This is a genomic window from Allobosea sp. Leaf344, assembly GCF_001426225.1.
Taxonomy (GTDB): Bacteria; Pseudomonadota; Alphaproteobacteria; order Rhizobiales; family Beijerinckiaceae; genus Allobosea.
On the sequence record NZ_LMRT01000009.1, the window covers coordinates 115,699 to 131,434 of the forward strand.

The window sequence follows — 15,736 nt, forward strand, 5'->3', positions numbered from 1 at the left end:
CCATGACGAAGATTTTGCTCGCCGAAGACGACAACGACATGCGCCGCTTCCTGGTCAAGGCCCTGCAGAATGCGGGCTATGACGTCGCATCCTTCGATAATGGGCTCTCCGCCTATAACCGGCTGCGCGAGGAGCCCTTCGAGCTGCTGCTCACCGACATCGTCATGCCGGAGATGGATGGCATCGAGCTGGCGCGCCGCGCCACCGAGCTCGATCCGGACATCAAGGTGATGTTCATCACCGGCTTCGCGGCGGTGGCCCTGAACCCGGATTCCCAGACGCCGAAGGATGCGAAGGTGCTCTCCAAGCCGTTCCACCTGCGCGAACTGGTCAATGAGGTCGAGAAACTCCTCGCCGCCTGAGGCTGTTCTCCGGCTCCGTATTTTGATGGCGAAGCGCCTTGCAAGCCGGAGCCCAAGCGGCTATAGCCCCTCACCTCGCAACATGAATGGGCCGCAAAGCCCGGCCATGTTTCCGTCGGCCGCAGCGCAAGCGGTGGCACCGGGCGCGTAGCTCAGCGGGAGAGCACTACGTTGACATCGTAGGGGTCACAGGTTCGATCCCTGTCGCGCCCACCATTTTTGAAAGGCCCCGCAGCTCGCCGAGCTGCGGGGCCTTTCGCATTTGGACTGAACCCGCATAGACCGGCTCCGCCGCCCGACGGCGACGCGGCGTGCCGTTACGCGGAGAGTATGATGGAACTCCTCCAGTCCTGAGCTATGGCTTTGGCTCGATTCCCCACCCCGCCGCCCGCCCGTACGTTCCGGGCCTGGTCGGGGTGACCGCCGAGACGGAAAGACCGCCATGGAGACCAAGCGACCGGCGCTTCCACGCGGGCGTCCGCGCACGATCACCCGCGAACGCATCGCCAATGCGGGCATCGCGCTGGGGTTGCCCAAAATCACCATCGTCGGGATCGCCGCAAAACTCGGCATCAGCCATATGGCGCTCTACAGCACGTGCCGAGTCGTTCAGGGTCCTGGCGCGGCAATGGGCGTGGCAGCCCGATCGGCTCGGGCCGAGCCGCGATGGCAGGCCAGCATGCCGGCTCAGGGCCTGCTCGCCCGACGGCCCATCCAAGATGCAACGCCGTTCTGCCTCGCGGCTCCCGCGTCGCTTTAGGCCTGGCCGGCGGCCGCGGCGAGGTCCCGGCTCAGCCCGAAACCCTGCCCCGGGATCGAGGCGAGCAGCGCCTTCGTATAGGGATGCTGCGGCTGGCCGAAAACCTGGCCGATCGGCCCGGTCTCGACCACCTCGCCATTCTTCATCACAGCCACGAGATCGCAGACCTGCGCCGCGACGCGCAGATCATGGGTGATGAAGACGATCGAGATTCCCAGCCGTTGGCGCAGCTCGGCGAGCAGCGCGAGCACCTGCGCCTGCACCGAGACGTCGAGCGCCGACACCGGCTCGTCCGCCACCAGCACATCGGGCTCCAGCGCCAGGGCCCGGGCCAGGCCGATGCGCTGGCGCTGCCCGCCGGAAAATTCGTGCGGGTAGCGATCGGTCGCGGCGGGATCGAGCCCGACCAGGGCGAACAGCTCCGCCGCCCGCGCCAGCGCCTGGCTGCGGGCCATGCCATGCACGATCAGCCCCTGGGCGACCAGCTCGCCCGCCTTGCGCCGCGGGTTGAGCGAGGCGAAGGGGTCCTGGAAGACCATCTGGATATTCCGGGTCTCGGCGCGCATTTCGGCCCGCGTCAGCCCCGCGAGATCGCGGCCGTTCAGGCGGATCTCGCCGCCATCGGGGTCGATCAGCCGCACCAGGCAGCGGGCCAGCGTCGATTTTCCGGAGCCGGATTCGCCGACGATGCCGAGCGTCGCGCCGCGCGGCAGCACCAGCGAGACATCCTTCACCGCATGGGTGACGCGCTGGCCGCGGCCCAGAAAACCGCCTGTGCGATAAGTCTTGGAGACATGCGCCATCGTCAGGATCGGCTCGCTCGCCAGCGGCCGCGGCGGCGGCGCCTTCAGCGGCGGCACGGCGGCGATGAGCTGCCGCGTATAGGCGTGCTGCGGCGCGTTCAGCACCGCATCGGCGCTGCCCGTCTCCACCACCCGGCCCTGGCTCATCACCGCGACCCGGTCGGCGATCTCCGCCACCACGCCGAAATCATGGGTGATGAACAGCACGGCCGTTCCCTTGCGCCGCTGCAGATCGCGGATCAGCGTCAGGATCTGCGCCTGCGTCGTGACGTCGAGCGCCGTCGTCGGCTCGTCGGCGATCAGCAGGCGCGGGTCCAGGGCCAGCGCCATGGCGATCATCGCGCGCTGGCGCTGCCCGCCCGAGAGCTCGTGCGGATAGGCCTTGGCCGCCTTCTCCGGCTCGGGGATGTTCACCTCGGCGAGCAGCGCCAGCACCCGCGCGCCGATCTCCGCGCGCGAGAGCCGGGTATGGGTCTCGAACATCTCGCCGATCTGGTCGCCGATGCTGCGCAGCGGGTTCAGCGCCGTCATCGGCTCCTGGAAGATCATCGCGATGCCGGCGCCGCGCACCTTGCGCATCTCCGCCTCGCTGATCCCGGCGAGATCGCGGCCCTCGAACAGGATGCGCCCCGCCGCGATCGTCACGCCCTGCGGCAGCAGCCGCATGATCGCATTGGCGGTCATCGATTTGCCGGAGCCGGATTCGCCGACGACGCAGAGGATCTCCCCGGCCGCGACCGACAGCGAGACCTCCTCCATCGCATGGGGCCGGTCGGCGCCTTCGGGCAGGCTGACGCTGACGCTCTCGAGGGTGAGGATCGGCTTCATCGGCCCTTCAGCCTCGGATTGAGCGCGTCGTTCAGCCCCTGCCCGACGAGCGAGACGGCGAGCACGGTGATCAGGATCGCCACGCCGGGGATCGCCGAGACATACCATTGCACCCGCAGCACATCCCGGCCGATGCCGATCAGATTGCCCCAGGATGCGACATTCGGGTCCGACAGCTTCAGGAAGGCCAGCGCGCTCTCCAGCAGGATGGCGATGGCCATCACGACGCTGGCATAGACGATGACCGGCGGCAGCGCATTGGGCAGGATCTCGCCGAAGATCAGCTTCGCGTCGCGCAGCCCGAGCGTACGCCCGGCCTGGACGAATTCGCGGCTGCGCAGGCTCAGGAACTCGGCCCGGGTCAGCCGCGCGGAAGCCGGCCAGGAGACGATCCCGATCGCGACCGTCACCGTCGCCAGCGTCGAGCCGAACACCGCCACCAGCACCAGGAGCAGCAGGAAGTTCGGCAGCGTCTGGAAGGCCTCGGTCACGCGCATCAGCAGCGTGTCGACCCAGCCGCCATAATAGCCCGCCAACGCCCCGACCGTGATGCCGATCAGGATCGAGATGGTCGTCGCCACCAGGCCGATCAGCAGCGAGATGCGGGCTCCGTGGAAGATCTGCGCGGCGATGTCGCGGCCGGAATTGTCGGTTCCGAGCGGAAAGCGCGGGTTCTCGAGCGGCCAGAGCAGCGGCCGCCCCGCCAGCGCCAGCGGATCGCGCGGATAGAGCCAGCCGGCGCTGATCGCCGCGGCCAGGACCAGGAGCAGCAGCAGCAGGCCGATCACCGCGGATGGGCTGCGCAGATAGAGCCTCAGCACCTGCATCGCTCAGCTCCCCGTGGTGATGCGCGGATCGAGCCGCGCATAGAGCAGGTCGACGATGAAATTGACGATGATGACCAGCAGCGCCGACATGAAGACGATGCCGAGCAGCGTGTTGAGATCGCGCTGCACCACCGATTCATAGGCGAGGCGGCCGAGCCCCGGCAGCGAGAACACGCTCTCCACCACCACCGATCCGCCCAGCATCGTCCCGGCCTGCAGGCCGATCAGCGTCACCATCGGCAGCAGCGCGTTGCGCAGCACGTGCTTGACCACCACCCGCGTCTCGTCGAGCCCCTTGGCGCGCGCCGTGCGCACGAAATCCAGGTTCAGCACCTCCAGCATCGAGCCGCGCATGATCCTGAGATAGATCGCGAGGTAGAACAGGCCGAGCGTCAGCGTCGGCAGCAGCAGATGCCGGGCGATGTCGAGCGTCCGGCTCAGCCCGCTGCGGCTCACCGTGATGTCCTCGAAGCCGCCCGCCGGCAGCCATTGCAGCCTGATCGCGAAGACGACGATCGCCATCAGCCCGAACCAGAAGGTCGGCATCGCATAGAAGATCAGTCCGAGCGTCGAGATCAGCGTATCCTGCCAGCGATTGACCCGGCGCGCCGCCAGCACGCCGAAGACGATGCCGAAGAAGAAGGCGAAGGAGAGCGAGGCCGTCATCAGCAGGATCGTGGCCGGCAGCCGCTCCAGGATCACGGTCGCGACCGGCTTGCCGTAGATCGCGGAGAAGCCGAGGTCGAAGCGCACCAGCCGCCAGAGATAATTGGCGAGCTGCGCCCCGACCGAGAGGTCGAGCCCGTAGAATTCGCGCAGCTGTTTCGCGGTCGCGGCATCGCCGCCGCCCATCTGCGCCATCATCGCGTCGACCGTGTCGCCCGGCGCGAGCTGGAGCAGCAGGAACACCCCGATCAGGATCAGGAACAGGGTCGGGATCGAGGCGGCGAGCCGCCGCCCCGCCAGGGCTAGGACGCGCATCGCAGAGCCGGCCGCACGGGTGAAGACATCGTCACGAGATTTCGTCCTGCCTTGTCACGAGCCGCGGCCGCCTCCCCGCTCATTCGGCCAACCACAGATCGTGCCAGGAGGCGGAGCCCCAGCGCGGCGTGTTCGAGTGATTGCGGGCCTTGGCGCTGATCGCGGTGAGGAAGATCTGCTCGATCGGCGTCCAGATCGGCAATTCGCTGTTCGCCCGCCGCACGAAGTCGCCATAGAGCGCCTTGCGCTTGGCGGCATCGACCTCGGTCGCGGCATCGTCGATGATCTTGTCCATCGTCTCGTCGGTCCAGCCCCATTGATTGGTCCAGGGCGCGCCCACCGGCTGGCCGGACCGGTACCAGACCGTGGTCGAGACGGCCGGATCGTTGCGATACTGGTGCCAGCCCGAGGCCAGGTCGAAATTATGATCGGCATAGACCGACTTCAGGAAGCCGCCGCCATCATTGCGGACGATCTCGATCCTGATCCCGACTTCGGCGAGCGATTGCTGGATGAAGGTGGCGAAGAGCGAGATATCCTCGCCCCAGGGCGCCGGCAGGAGCCGCAGGGTGAAGCGCGTGCCGCCGGCGCCGGGCTTGAACCCGGCCTCGTCCAGCAGCTTGATCGCCACCGCCTTGTCATAGGGATATTGCGGGCCGTTGTCGGCGGGATAGAAATCGGTCGAGACCGAAGGGATCGGCCCGGTGCCGCGCTTGGCGAAATCGCCGAGGAAATTCTCGATGAAGAAGGGGATGTTGAGCGCATGCGCGATGGCGCGGCGCACCCTGATATCCGCGAGCTCCTTGCGCCGGAAGTTGAACTCGATCGTGTTGGTGCGGGCATTGCCTTCATTGCCCTTGGTCGAGACGATGAAGCGCGGATCCTTGCCGAGCCGCGCGAGGTCGGAGATCGTCAGCCCCGAGAACGGGCTGTAATGGATCTGCCCGGCCTCCATCTGCGCGGCGGCGGCCGAGCGGTCGGTCACCACCCGCCAGACGATCCGGTCGAGATAGGGCGCGTTCGGCCGCCAGTAATTGGTGTTGCGGTCGGCGATGACGTATTGGCCGCGCTCATATTGCACGAATTTGAACGGGCCCGTCCCGACCGGCGCCAGATTGACCGGGTTCTGCCGGATATCGCCCTTGCCCTCGTAGAGATGGCGCGGCGAGATGTAGCCGAGATCCGGCAGGGCGCGCAGCAGCAGGGGCAGCGGCATCGGCCGCTCATAGCGGAAGATCGCGGTGTGCGGGTCGGGCGTATCGACCGCGGTGAGGAAGAGCTGCAGGGTCGATCCGTAGTTCAGGATCTTCTTCCACATCTCCATCGCGGTGAACTGCACATCGGCCGAGGTGAAGTCCTTGCCGTCATGCCAGGTCACGCCCTTGCGCAGCTTGAAGGTGACGGTCTTGCCGTCCGGCGTCGCCTCCCAGCTTTCCGCCAGCACGCCGACGGTGTTGCCGGCGGAAGCGAGATCGACGAGCTGCTCCTGGATCTTGCCGCCGATGATGTAGACGCCGGTCGAGGCCTGCAGGCTCGGGTTCAGCTGGCGCTGCTCCGCCCCGTAATGCACGGTGAAGACGCCGCCCTTGCGCGGCGTCTCCTGCGCGAAGGAGCGCTGGGGGAAGAGGACGTTGGAGGCGATGGCGGCGCTGGTCAGCAGCGCGGCGCGGCGGGTCATGTCCATGGCAGTCTCCTTGCTGGGTCGCGCTGGCTCAGGCGGTCTGGGGAATGAAGCTGACGATGATGCCGTTGGCCGCATGGGCCGGGGCGCTGACGGCCGCGCCATGCGACACGCCGGTCGCGGCCAGGGCCCGGCCGGCGGCCGCGATGTCCGAGGTCGCCAGCACCAGAGCCACCGCCCCCTCCGGCGCCGCGCCCTGGCGCACCGCGTCGGGATAGCGCCTGGCGAAGCCGGCTGCGTCGTAGAACAGGAAATCGGCGCGGGTGCCGCCCGATGCGACGCGATGCGCGTCGCCTTCGGCCATGGCAGGCCGGTCGATCAGCCGGCCGAGCTGCGCCGCCGCCGCCGCGGGATCGCCGGTCAGCACCTCGATGCGCAGGATGCGCTGCGTGCCGTTGGCATGCCTCTGCCAGGCGGGCACCCAGACCGCGTCGCGGGTCAGATGCTCGCAGGCGAAGATGCGGATGCCGCCCGGCGCCTGGTCCAGCGGCCAGCGGAAGACGTTGAAGCGCGCTTCGCCGACGGCGCCGCCCGGCAGATCGACGGGGCGCCCGAAATGCACCGGCCCATCCGCGTCGAAGCCCTGTGCCTGCACCTCCTTGGCGCCGGCGGCCGCATCGTCGGTGGTGAAGGCGATGCGCTCCACCCCCTCGCGCTGGCGCAGGAAATCGCGCATCGGCTTGTTGTGCTCCGTCTCGGCGAGGATGCCGAGCAGCTCCACATAATCCTCGCCGAACATGATCGTGTAATTGCCGGAGCCGAGATGCGGCGAATGCGTGCCGCGAGGCGAAACGGTGAAGCCGAGCCGGCGCCAGGTCTCGGCGGAGGCGTCGAGATCGCGCACCGTGACCATCACATGATCGACGCCGAGGACATGTTTGAGCGGCATGGCGGTTCCCTCATCGGGGCGATCCGGCTCCGCTTCGGGGCCGGTGCCTCAGGCTAAGCGATCTCCCGGCGGAGACAACCGCCTGGAAATTGCGGCCGCCAAGCAAGCACGCTGAGAAAATGATTTCAAGAGAATGGCGGCATCTCTCGTATATCAGAATATTTTGCTGCCGCAGGCTCCAGAATGAGTAACAATCACTCCCTTCATCGCGATCTGGCGCAATCTGTCGCTTGTCAACCGGCCGGCCTCCGATGCACGATGCAAATCATCGGCCACAGCCTGCCGCGTGGCCTGTCCGAGACCGTCGAGGCCTTCACCGATGAGCGACCCGTCCAGCGTCACCTGGCCGCCCTCCCTCTGGGCTGCGACCGCGCCCCCGGGCCCGGAGCTGCCGAGCCTGTCCGGCGACGTCCAGGCCGATGTCGTGGTCATCGGCGGCGGCTTCACCGGCCTGTCCACCGCCATCCACCTGCGCGAAGCGGGCAGCGAGGTGGTGGTGATCGAGGCGGCCGAGCCCGGCTGGGGCGCCTCGGGTCGCAATAACGGCCAGGTCATCCCGACGCTGGCCGGCCATGATCCCTCGGCGATGGTGAAGCGGCATGGCGAGGCAGGCGAACGCTTCAACGCGTTGCTGCGCGATTCCGCCCAATATCTCTTCGAGACGATCCGCAAATACGACATCGCCGCGGAGGCCGAGCAGGCGGGCTGGGTCCAGCCGGTGCATTCGCCGGGGCGGTTCAGGCTGGCGGAGAAGCGTGTGCGCGAATGGTCGGCGATCGGTGCCCCGGTCGAGCTGCTCGACCGCCAGGCGACGGCGCAGATGCTGGGCAGCGAAGCCTGGTTCGGCGGCTTCTGGAACCGGACCGGCGGCCATATCAACCCGCTCGCTTTGACGCGCGGGCTGGCGAAGACCGCGCTCGGGCTCGGCGCCGCGATCTATGCACGCTCCCCGGCACGCTCGATGACGCATGAAAACGGCCGCTGGAACGTGAAGACGCCGGCCGGCCGGGTGACGGCCCGCGCGCTGGTGCTCGCGACCAATGCCTATACCGGGGAATTCGAGCCGGGCCTGGCGCCGGAGGTGGCCAGCGAGGTCATCCCGGTCCTGTCCTGGCAGATGGCGACGCAGCCGATCAGCGACAATATCGCCAAGACGATCATTCCCGGCCGCCAGGCTATGTCCGATACGCATCGCGAGCTGTATTTCGCCCGCTGGGACGCCCGCAACCGCCTGGTCACCGGCGGCGCCGCGGTGTTTCCGGGAGCGGGCGGCGCCAATCTGCGCCCCGCCGTCGCCGAGCGTCTCAAGCGGCTCTGGCCGCAGCTCGGCGAGATCGGCTTCGACTATGTCTGGTCGGGCTATATCGGCATGACGCCGGATAATCTCCTGCAGCCGCAGGTGCCGGGCTATCCCCGGATCCACCGGCTGGGGCCGGACGCCTATGGCTGGGTCGGCTGCAATGGCAGGGCCGTGGCCCTGTCCGTCTCGCTCGGTCGCGAATTGGCGCGCGCCACGCAGGGCGCCGCCATCGAGACGTTGGGCCTGCCGCTCTCGGAGCCGAGGCCGCAGCCGCTGCGCGGTCTGGTCAGGCGGATCGCGCCGCTGGCGCTACCGCTTTATCGGCGGCTGGACGCCGCCGAGATCTGATCAGCGCGTGGCGCGGCGCGTGCTGCGCACGACGGTCGGCGCGGTGATCGCGCCGGCTGCGCCGCCCACAACGGCTCCCACGGGTCCGGCGACGACGGCTCCGGTTCCAGCGCCGACCGCAGCACCCCCGACCCGCTGTTCGACCGTGTTGCAGGCGCCGAGTGCCAGAGCGGCAGTCGCGAGGAGGACGAAGGTGGGAAGCTTGCTGGTCATGGGATGCGGCTCTCGGTGAAGGTGCTGCGTGAACGCCGCGCCCCCGCGCTTGTTCCGGCGGAGACGGCGCGGGCGACGCCATGACGGGGCCGCTTTTCGCTTGCGATCCTTGCAGAAATCCGTATACAGCGCCCATCGCATCAGCCGCACCATTCGCGTGGGCGATGAGGGCCGGTTCGCCGGTTCGCGTCGCGCGGTTTAGTTTTTGCCCGATTCGCTGGCGTAGGCGGATCGACGGAGTTGAGACCGATGAAGATCCGCAATTCGCTGAAGTCGCTGCGCGCGCGCCATCGCGACAACCAGCTCGTGCGCCGCAAGGGCCGCGTCTACATCATCAACAAGGTCCAGAAGCGCTTCAAGGCGCGCCAGGGCTGAGTGCGCCGCGGCCTTCGGGCTGCATCGCGACGGATTGAACGGGTTGGCGGGGCGCCTTGCGGCGTATCCCGCCTTTTCGTCGTGGCGGCCTCGCATCGCTGTGAATTGACGGCGGCCATCCTGCCGATACACTGCCCGCCATGACCTCATCGCGCCCGACTTCGCAGGCTTCCATCCTGCTGATCGCGTTCCTCTCCCTCGCGCTCGGCGCGGCCGGAGCGCGCGCCCAGAATGCGACGCCCGCCCCGGTCGTTCCGCCGCCCATCGACCGCGACGACAACCCCTCGGCCGCCCGCCCGCCGGGACCGCAGCGCGGCCCTGCCGCCACGCTGGACCGGTTGTTCGAGCGGCTCGCCGCGGCCAAGGACGAGGCGGAGGCCAAAGGCATCGCCAATCTGATCCAGCGGCGCTGGGCCAGATCGGGCTCGGACACGGCCGATCTGCTGATGACGCGGGCGCAGACCGCCCTGCGCGGCAAGCAGACCGAGCTCGCCATCGAACTCCTCGATCGCGTCATCAGCCTGGAGCCGGGCTGGGCCGAGGCCTGGAACCAGCGCGCCAACGCACTCTTCCTGGCGGGCGACCCGATCCGCTCGCTGCTCGACATCGGCGAGGCGCTGAAGCGGGAGCCGCGGCATTACGGGGCGATGATGGGGCTCGGCACCATCCTGCGGCAGCAGGGCGACGACAAGCGGGCGATGGTCGCCTTCCGCCGCGCCCTCGAAATCTACCCGCAGCTCGAGGCGATCAAGGATGCGGTGGAATCGCTGAAGGTCGAGGTCGACGGCCGCGACGCGTGAGCGCATCGCGGCCCCGCGACGAAACCGGCGCGGGGTTTTCCTCGTAAAGCCTGCATGCTGATCCGTATCACCCTCGTCCTCATCCTCCTGGCCGCCGCCGCGCTGATCCTGCGCAGCGAATGGATCGGTCGGGAGGTCGCGCGCGCCCATCCGCCGGAAGGTCGCTTCGCCTCCGTCCCCGGCGGCCGCATCCATTATGTCGAGCGCGCGCCGTCCGGCGAGTCGCGCGGCACCGTGGTGCTCGTCCATGGCGCCTCCTCGAACCACGCCGATCTCCTGGCGACGCTCGGCCCCGAGCTCGGCCATTACAGGATCATCGCCGTCGATCGGCCGGGCCATGGCTGGAGCGACAGGCTGCAGGGCGATGCGATGGCCGATCCCGCACGCCAGGCGGCGGCGCTGATGCAGGCGCTGGACCAGCTCGCGCCGGAGCGCTTCGTGCTGGTGGCGCATTCACTCGCCGGCGCGCTCTCCACCCGGATCGCGCTGGACAGGGCCGACCGCCTGCAGGGGCTGGTGCTGCTCGGCGCCGTCACCCATCCCTGGCCGGGCGGCATCGCCTGGTATCATCACGTCACCTCCTGGCCGCTGATCGGCCCGCTCTTCACCCGCCTCGTCGCTTTGCCGGCGGCGAGCTACCTGCTGGAGGACGGGGCGCGCAGCGTGTTCGCGCCGCGGCCGATGACGCAGGGCTATGTCGAGGAGGGCGATATCCGCCTGCTGCTCCGCCCGGCCGTGTTCCGCGCGAATTCGCAGGACATCAAGGCGACGCTGGATTTCGTCACGGAGCAGGCGAAGCGCTATGATGGGCTTCGGGTCCCGGTGGTGGCGATCACCGGCGACAGCGACAGCGTCGTCTCGCCGACCATCCATTCCGCCACCATCGCGCGGCAGGCGCCGGAGGGGCGCTTCGTGCTCTTGCCCGGCGTCGGCCACATGCCGCACCACGCCGCGCCGGAGATCGTCATCGAGGCGATCGACCAGATGGCGGGTCCGCGCTCCGGCCTGGCGCGCAACTAGGCGCGCGCTTCACGCCTGTTCGACATGCTCTTTCTGGACGAAGGCGATGCGCACCATGTTGGTCGCGCCCGGCGTGCCGAAGGGGACGCCGGCGACGACGATGATCCGGTCCCCGAGTTCGGCGAATTTTTCGCGGACCGCGAATTTGCAGGCCCGCGCCGCCATGTCGTCGATATCGGAGGCATCCTTCGTCACCACCGCGTGCACGCCCCAGACCAGCGTGAGCTGCCGGGCCGTGCTGCGATTGGGGGTCAGCGCGATGACGGTGGCATTGGGCCGCTCGCGCGCGATGCGGAAGGCGGTCGAGCCCGACGAGGTCCAGGCCGCGATCGCCCTGAGCTTGAGCGCATCGGCGATCTCATGCGCCGCCTTGGCGATGGCGTCGGCCCCGGTGGCTTCCGGCTCGGCCCGCTGGGCCTCGAGGATCGAGCGATAGACCAGCTCGCTTTCGACCTCCTCGGCGATGCGGTTCATCATCGTCACCGCCTCGATCGGATATTCGCCGGCGGCGCTCTCGGCCGAGAGCATCACCGCATCGGCGCCCTCGAACACCGCCGTCGCGACATCCGACACCTCGGCCCGCGTCGGCACCGGCGCGGTGATCATGCTCTCCAACATCTGCGTCGCGATCACCACCGGCTTGCCCTTGCGCCGGGCCATGCGGGTGATGCGCTTCTGCGTGCCCGGCACCTTCTCGATCGGCATCTCCACGCCGAGATCGCCGCGCGCCACCATGATCGCGTCGGAGGCGTCGATGATCTCCTCCAGCCGGATCACCGCCTGAGGCTTCTCGATCTTGGCGAGCGCCAGAGCGCGGCCGCGGACGATCTTGCGCAGATCGGCCATGTCCTCCGGGCGCTGCACGAAGGACAGGGCGATCCAGTCGACCCCCGCCTCGGCCGCGGCCTCTGCATCGGACCGGTCCTTGTCGGTCATCGCCGAGACGGGAATGGTGGTGTCGGGCAGGCTGACGCCCTTGCGCGACGACAGCTTGCCGCCCACCGTCACCTTCGTCACCGCCTGCTCCGGGCTCGCCGTCTCGACGACGAGGCGGATCTTGCCGTCGTCGAGGATCAGGCTGTGCCCGGGCTCCAGCGCCATCAGGATTTCGGGATGGGGCAGATGGACCCGCCTGGCATCGCCGGGAGCCGGATCGGAATCGAGCACGAAACGGGCGCCGTTCTCGAGGCTGACGAAGCCCTCGCCGCCGAACTGGCCGACCCGCAGCTTCGGCCCCTGCAGATCGGCGAGGATGCCGACCGGGCGCTTGAAGCGCGTTTCCAGCGAGCGCAGCATCGCGACCCGCTCGGGCAGCGTCTCGCGCTGGGTGTGGCTCATATTGATGCGGAACACGTCGACGCCGGCGGCGAACAGCTTCTCGCACATTTCGACCGTGGCGGAGGCGGGGCCGAGCGTGGCGATGATCTTGATCCGGCGTTCGCGCTTCATCTCTGCTCCCTCACGGCCGCGGCGCGGCGCCGGTGTTGTCGGTCAGCTGGATCGTCCAGCTCTTCTGTTCGCCGGTATCGACTTCGAAGAAGCCGGCCCGCTCATAGCCGCGCGCCAGGCAATCCTCGATGCCGCGGATGGTGAATTCCTTGTTGCGGGTGCACATCACCGATTTGCCGGTCCACTCCCCGCCCTTGTCGTAGTCGACGGCGTGCACATAGTAGAACCGCGCCGCCAGCGTGCCCCGCAGCAGCGTCTCGCAGGCCCGGGGCGCCAGATTCCACCAGCCTTCGGTGATCCAGCCCTGCCCGTCGCGATAGCCGATGGCCACGCCGACGCGGCTGCCGGTGGTGTTGCACATCCTGAGATCGGCGAGCGCAGCCCCCGGGGCCAGCGCCAGCAGGGCCCCCAGCAGGACGGAACGGGACAGGCGGCTCATCGGCATCATCATGGCTCGATCAGGATCACGCGGCAGTCATTGACGTTGGTCAGGGTCGGTCCCGTCCGCAGAAGGTCGCCCAGCGCCGAGAAGAACCCGGTCGAATCGTTGTCCGCAAGAGATTGGGCGGGAACGAGGCCGAGCTGTTCGGCGCGTGCCAAGGTGCCGGGGTCGATCAGCGCGCCGGCGGGGTCGGTCGCCTCGCCGCCGCCGCCATCGGTCCCGTCCGTATCGCCCGACAGCGCGACGATGCCGGGCTCCCCGCCGAGCGCGATGGCGAGCGCCAGCGCATATTCCTGATTGGGTCCGCCGGCCCCCTGCCCGCGCAGGGTCACGGTCAGCTCGCCGCCGGACAGGATCGCGGCGCGCCGGCCCTCGCGCTTCAGCGCGATCGCCAGCGCGGCATGGGCGGCAGCGACGTCGCGCGCCTCGCCCTCGAGATCGGCTCCGAGATCATGCACCGCGAAGCCCGCCTGTTCGGCGGCCGCCCGCGCCGCCGCCAGCGCGTCCGAGGGCCGGGCGATGATCCGGAACTCCGTGTCGGCGAAGGCGGGATGTCCCGGCTTCGGCGTCTCGCTCGCCTCGTCCGCGAGCAGCGTGACCGCCGCCGGCGGCAGCGCCAGCCCGTAGCGGGCCACGATCTCGCGGGCCTGCGCCAGCGTCGTCGGATCCGGCACGGTCGGCCCCGAGGCGATGGCGGTCGGCTCGTCTCCCGGCACATCCGAGATCGCCAGCGTCAGCAGCCTGGCCGGTGCCGCAGCCAGCGCCAGCCGGCCGCCCTTGATCCGCGACAGCCGCTTGCGGACGATGTTCATCTCGCCGATCGGCGCGCCAGAGCGCAGCAGCGCCTTGTTGACCGCCTGTTTCTCAGCGAGGGTCAGCGCGCCGGCGGGCGCCACCCAATTGGCCGAGCCGCCGCCGGAGAGCAGCACCAGCACGAGATCATCCGCACCGGCCGATTTGGCGAGCGCGAGGGCCGTCAGCGCGCTGTCGATGCTGCCCTGATCGGGAACGGGATGCCCGGCCGCGACCATCGGAATGTGCCGGGTGCGTGTTTCGTAGCCATGCCGCGCCACCGCATGGCCGACCAGGCGGGCCGGCGGCAGGCCGGCGTCGAGATAATGCGCCTCGGCCAGCGCGGTCATGCTGCCCGCGGCCTTGCCCGCCGCGAGCAGGATCAGCCGGCCTTTTTCGGGCGGCGGCGGCAGATGCGCGGGGAGGCAGCCCGCGGGATGGGCGCGTGAGACGGCGGCGTCGAAGATCTGCCGGGCGAGGCCCCGCAGGCGTTCAGTTCGGCCCTCCTCCGTCACCAGCCTGCCCCCCGATCGCGCCAGAAGTCGGATTCATTCGACTTTCGTTGCTGATTCTTTTAAGTCGCGCCGGCGCTGGCGTCACCAGCCATTCGATTATGTAATCATACTTTTCAGAGGTCGTGCGCGTGACGTCGACGGAACTGCCAGCAGCGCCGCGCACGCCGGGTGAGGTCGAGTTCATCGCGGGCGACCCCGCGACCGGGCTGCTGCTGCTCTGCGACCATGCCAGCAATGCCATCCCGGCCGAATTGGCGGGGCTCGGCCTGCCCCCGGCCGAGCTCGAACGCCACATCGCCTATGATATCGGCGCGGCCGCGATGACCCGCGCCATGGCGGCACGGCTCGGCTGCCCCGCGGTGCTCAGCCATTTCTCGCGGCTGCTGATCGACCCCAATCGCGGCCTCGACGACCCAACTCTGGTGATGCGGATCTCGGACGGCGCGCTGATCCCCGGCAACCGCCATATCGATGCGGCGGAGATAGAGCGGCGCGTGGCGCGATATTACCGGCCCTATGACGCGGCGATCGACGCCGCCATCGCCACGGCCGTCGCGGCGGGCCACCCGCCGGCGATCGTCTCGCTGCACTCGTTCACGCCGGTCTGGAAGGGTGCGGCGAGGCCCTGGCATGTCGGCGTGCTGTGGGACGGCGAAGGGACCCTGTCGAAGCTGCTGCTGGCGGCGCTGCGGGAGGATCCCGGCCTGATCATCGGCGACAACGAGCCCTATGCCGGCGGCCTGCCCGGGGACACGATCGACCGCCATGCCCATGCGCGCGGCCTGCATGACAGCCTGATCGAGCTCCGGCAGGATCTGATCGCGACGCCGGCGCAGGCGCGCCACTGGGGCGAGCGGCTGGCCGCGCTGCTGCCGGGCTGCCTCCGCGCCTTGCCGGCGCGCAGCTGTTGAGCACTGCCATTCCCTGACCCGCAGCGGCTTGACGCGAGCCCCCGGCCGGTGCGAACCCTCCGGCCAAATTCCCCTCCCCACTTCGAAGGACATCAAGATGGACGAACCGGTTCAGGGCGACCAGCTCAAGAGCATCGTGCAGCGCATCGAGCGGCTCGAGGAGGAGAAGAAGACCATCGCCGACGACATCAAGGAGGTCTATGGCGAGGCGAAGGCCAATGGCTACGACGTCAAGGTGCTGCGCAAGGTCATCGCTATCCGCAAGCGCGACCTCAACGAGCGCAAGGAAGAGGAGGCGATCCTCGACCTCTATCTGCAGGCCGTGGGCGAGTCCGCCTGAGCCGGCGCTGCCGCTCATCACGGCGCGTGATGCCTGAAATCACGCGAATTCGCGTGGCTTCGGCGGCGCTTCGCGGCAGTCTCCGGTCAAACCAGCCCCG

Annotated in this window: 17 protein-coding genes and 1 tRNA gene; 9 read left to right on the forward strand and 9 right to left on the reverse strand. The window is 68.9% G+C overall.

Features of this window, described 5'->3' with window-relative positions:
- The first annotated feature begins 2 nt into the window (after positions 1-2).
- From ASG72_RS06590 to ASG72_RS21100, 3 genes are all read left to right on the forward strand, one after another.
- The gene (locus ASG72_RS06590) at positions 3-362 is read left to right on the forward strand and encodes a response regulator (RefSeq protein WP_038363805.1); all 360 of its coding nucleotides are present in this window, start codon (positions 3-5) and stop codon (positions 360-362) included.
- 141 nt (positions 363-503) lie between these two features.
- Positions 504-578: transfer RNA gene (locus tag ASG72_RS06595), tRNA-Val, on the forward strand.
- Between the two features lie 226 nt (positions 579-804).
- The gene (locus tag ASG72_RS21100; RefSeq protein WP_200939905.1) at positions 805-1,122 is read left to right on the forward strand and encodes a hypothetical protein; all 318 of its coding nucleotides are present in this window, start codon (positions 805-807) and stop codon (positions 1,120-1,122) included.
- Here the strand turns inward: ASG72_RS21100 and ASG72_RS06600 are convergent.
- The 5 genes from ASG72_RS06600 to ASG72_RS06620 all read right to left on the reverse strand — a co-directional run bounded on the left by ASG72_RS06600 (position 1,119) and on the right by ASG72_RS06620 (position 7,131).
- Entirely contained in the window at positions 1,119-2,753 is a 1,635-nt protein-coding gene (locus ASG72_RS06600) for an ABC transporter ATP-binding protein (RefSeq protein WP_056710355.1), read from the reverse strand. The two genes, ASG72_RS21100 and ASG72_RS06600, sit on opposite strands and share 4 nt — an antisense overlap.
- Positions 2,750-3,580 (reverse strand): ABC transporter permease, encoded by an 831-nt coding sequence (locus ASG72_RS06605; protein WP_056710357.1) that lies wholly within the window; start codon positions 3,578-3,580, stop codon positions 2,750-2,752. Before ASG72_RS06605 ends, ASG72_RS06600 begins: the two co-directional genes overlap by 4 nt.
- Positions 3,581-3,583: 3 nt before the next feature.
- Positions 3,584-4,561, reverse strand: a complete 978-nt coding sequence (locus tag ASG72_RS06610; RefSeq protein WP_056710359.1) for an ABC transporter permease — start codon at positions 4,559-4,561, stop codon at positions 3,584-3,586.
- 79 nt (positions 4,562-4,640) lie between these two features.
- Positions 4,641-6,245, reverse strand: coding sequence for an ABC transporter substrate-binding protein (locus ASG72_RS06615; protein WP_056710361.1), 1,605 nt, complete (start codon positions 6,243-6,245; stop codon positions 4,641-4,643).
- A gap of 28 nt (positions 6,246-6,273) precedes the next feature.
- Complete coding sequence (locus tag ASG72_RS06620) at positions 6,274-7,131, reverse strand: VOC family protein (RefSeq protein WP_056710363.1); 858 nt, start codon at positions 7,129-7,131, stop codon at positions 6,274-6,276.
- Positions 7,132-7,450: 319 nt separating this feature from the next.
- Here ASG72_RS06620 and ASG72_RS06625 point away from each other — a divergent pair, with 319 nt between their 5' ends.
- The gene (locus ASG72_RS06625) at positions 7,451-8,779 is read left to right on the forward strand and encodes an FAD-binding oxidoreductase (RefSeq protein WP_056710364.1); all 1,329 of its coding nucleotides are present in this window, start codon (positions 7,451-7,453) and stop codon (positions 8,777-8,779) included.
- Here the strand turns inward: ASG72_RS06625 and ASG72_RS06630 are convergent, their stop codons facing one another.
- Positions 8,780-8,992, reverse strand: coding sequence for a hypothetical protein (locus ASG72_RS06630; protein WP_056710367.1), 213 nt, complete (start codon positions 8,990-8,992; stop codon positions 8,780-8,782).
- 249 nt (positions 8,993-9,241) lie between these two features.
- Between ASG72_RS06630 and ykgO the strand changes: the two genes are divergently transcribed.
- The 3 genes from ykgO (at position 9,242) to ASG72_RS06645 (ending at position 11,187) form a co-directional block, all read left to right on the forward strand.
- Positions 9,242-9,367 (forward strand): type B 50S ribosomal protein L36, encoded by a 126-nt coding sequence (gene ykgO / locus ASG72_RS06635; protein WP_038363015.1) that lies wholly within the window; start codon positions 9,242-9,244, stop codon positions 9,365-9,367.
- A gap of 140 nt (positions 9,368-9,507) precedes the next feature.
- Positions 9,508-10,167, forward strand: coding sequence for a tetratricopeptide repeat protein (locus ASG72_RS06640; RefSeq protein WP_056710369.1), 660 nt, complete (start codon positions 9,508-9,510; stop codon positions 10,165-10,167).
- Between the two features lie 54 nt (positions 10,168-10,221).
- Positions 10,222-11,187, forward strand: a complete 966-nt coding sequence (locus tag ASG72_RS06645) for an alpha/beta hydrolase (protein ID WP_056710372.1) — start codon at positions 10,222-10,224, stop codon at positions 11,185-11,187.
- A 9-nt stretch (positions 11,188-11,196) separates the two neighbouring features.
- Here ASG72_RS06645 and pyk read toward each other — a convergent pair whose 3' ends face one another.
- The 3 genes from pyk to ASG72_RS06660 are packed head-to-tail and all read right to left on the reverse strand — an operon-like array spanning position 11,197 to position 14,385.
- On the reverse strand, positions 11,197-12,636 hold the full coding sequence (gene pyk / locus ASG72_RS06650; RefSeq protein WP_056710374.1) for a pyruvate kinase: 1,440 nt from the start codon (positions 12,634-12,636) through the stop codon (positions 11,197-11,199).
- Between the two features lie 10 nt (positions 12,637-12,646).
- On the reverse strand, positions 12,647-13,075 hold the full coding sequence (locus tag ASG72_RS06655; RefSeq protein ID WP_082540196.1) for a DUF1036 domain-containing protein: 429 nt from the start codon (positions 13,073-13,075) through the stop codon (positions 12,647-12,649).
- Positions 13,076-13,083: 8 nt separating this feature from the next.
- On the reverse strand, positions 13,084-14,385 hold the full coding sequence (locus ASG72_RS06660) for a DUF4147 domain-containing protein (RefSeq protein WP_244488728.1): 1,302 nt from the start codon (positions 14,383-14,385) through the stop codon (positions 13,084-13,086).
- A 128-nt stretch (positions 14,386-14,513) separates the two neighbouring features.
- Between ASG72_RS06660 and ASG72_RS06665 the strand changes: the two genes are divergently transcribed.
- Positions 14,514-15,296, forward strand: a complete 783-nt coding sequence (locus ASG72_RS06665) for an N-formylglutamate amidohydrolase (protein ID WP_056710999.1) — start codon at positions 14,514-14,516, stop codon at positions 15,294-15,296.
- A 97-nt stretch (positions 15,297-15,393) separates the two neighbouring features.
- The gene (locus ASG72_RS06670; RefSeq protein ID WP_056710381.1) at positions 15,394-15,636 is read left to right on the forward strand and encodes a DUF2312 domain-containing protein; all 243 of its coding nucleotides are present in this window, start codon (positions 15,394-15,396) and stop codon (positions 15,634-15,636) included.
- Positions 15,637-15,736 lie beyond the last annotated feature (100 nt).

Bases quoted from the DNA above. Each gene is read 5' to 3' on its own strand.
- ASG72_RS06590 (WP_038363805.1), top strand. From the start codon at position 3: ATGACGAAGATTTTGCTCGCCGAAGACGACAACGACATGCGCCGCTTC.
- ASG72_RS21100 (WP_200939905.1), top strand. From the start codon at position 805: ATGGAGACCAAGCGACCGGCGCTTCCACGCGGGCGTCCGCGCACGATC.
- ASG72_RS06600 (WP_056710355.1), bottom strand. From the start codon at position 2,753: ATGAAGCCGATCCTCACCCTCGAGAGCGTCAGCGTCAGCCTGCCCGAA.
- ASG72_RS06605 (WP_056710357.1), bottom strand. From the start codon at position 3,580: ATGCAGGTGCTGAGGCTCTATCTGCGCAGCCCATCCGCGGTGATCGGC.
- ASG72_RS06610 (WP_056710359.1), bottom strand. From the start codon at position 4,561: ATGCGCGTCCTAGCCCTGGCGGGGCGGCGGCTCGCCGCCTCGATCCCG.
- ASG72_RS06615 (WP_056710361.1), bottom strand. From the start codon at position 6,245: ATGGACATGACCCGCCGCGCCGCGCTGCTGACCAGCGCCGCCATCGCC.
- ASG72_RS06620 (WP_056710363.1), bottom strand. From the start codon at position 7,131: ATGCCGCTCAAACATGTCCTCGGCGTCGATCATGTGATGGTCACGGTG.
- ASG72_RS06625 (WP_056710364.1), top strand. From the start codon at position 7,451: ATGAGCGACCCGTCCAGCGTCACCTGGCCGCCCTCCCTCTGGGCTGCG.
- ASG72_RS06630 (WP_056710367.1), bottom strand. From the start codon at position 8,992: ATGACCAGCAAGCTTCCCACCTTCGTCCTCCTCGCGACTGCCGCTCTG.
- ykgO (WP_038363015.1), top strand. From the start codon at position 9,242: ATGAAGATCCGCAATTCGCTGAAGTCGCTGCGCGCGCGCCATCGCGAC.
- ASG72_RS06640 (WP_056710369.1), top strand. From the start codon at position 9,508: ATGACCTCATCGCGCCCGACTTCGCAGGCTTCCATCCTGCTGATCGCG.
- ASG72_RS06645 (WP_056710372.1), top strand. From the start codon at position 10,222: ATGCTGATCCGTATCACCCTCGTCCTCATCCTCCTGGCCGCCGCCGCG.
- pyk (WP_056710374.1), bottom strand. From the start codon at position 12,636: ATGAAGCGCGAACGCCGGATCAAGATCATCGCCACGCTCGGCCCCGCC.
- ASG72_RS06655 (WP_082540196.1), bottom strand. From the start codon at position 13,075: ATGAGCCGCCTGTCCCGTTCCGTCCTGCTGGGGGCCCTGCTGGCGCTG.
- ASG72_RS06670 (WP_056710381.1), top strand. From the start codon at position 15,394: ATGGACGAACCGGTTCAGGGCGACCAGCTCAAGAGCATCGTGCAGCGC.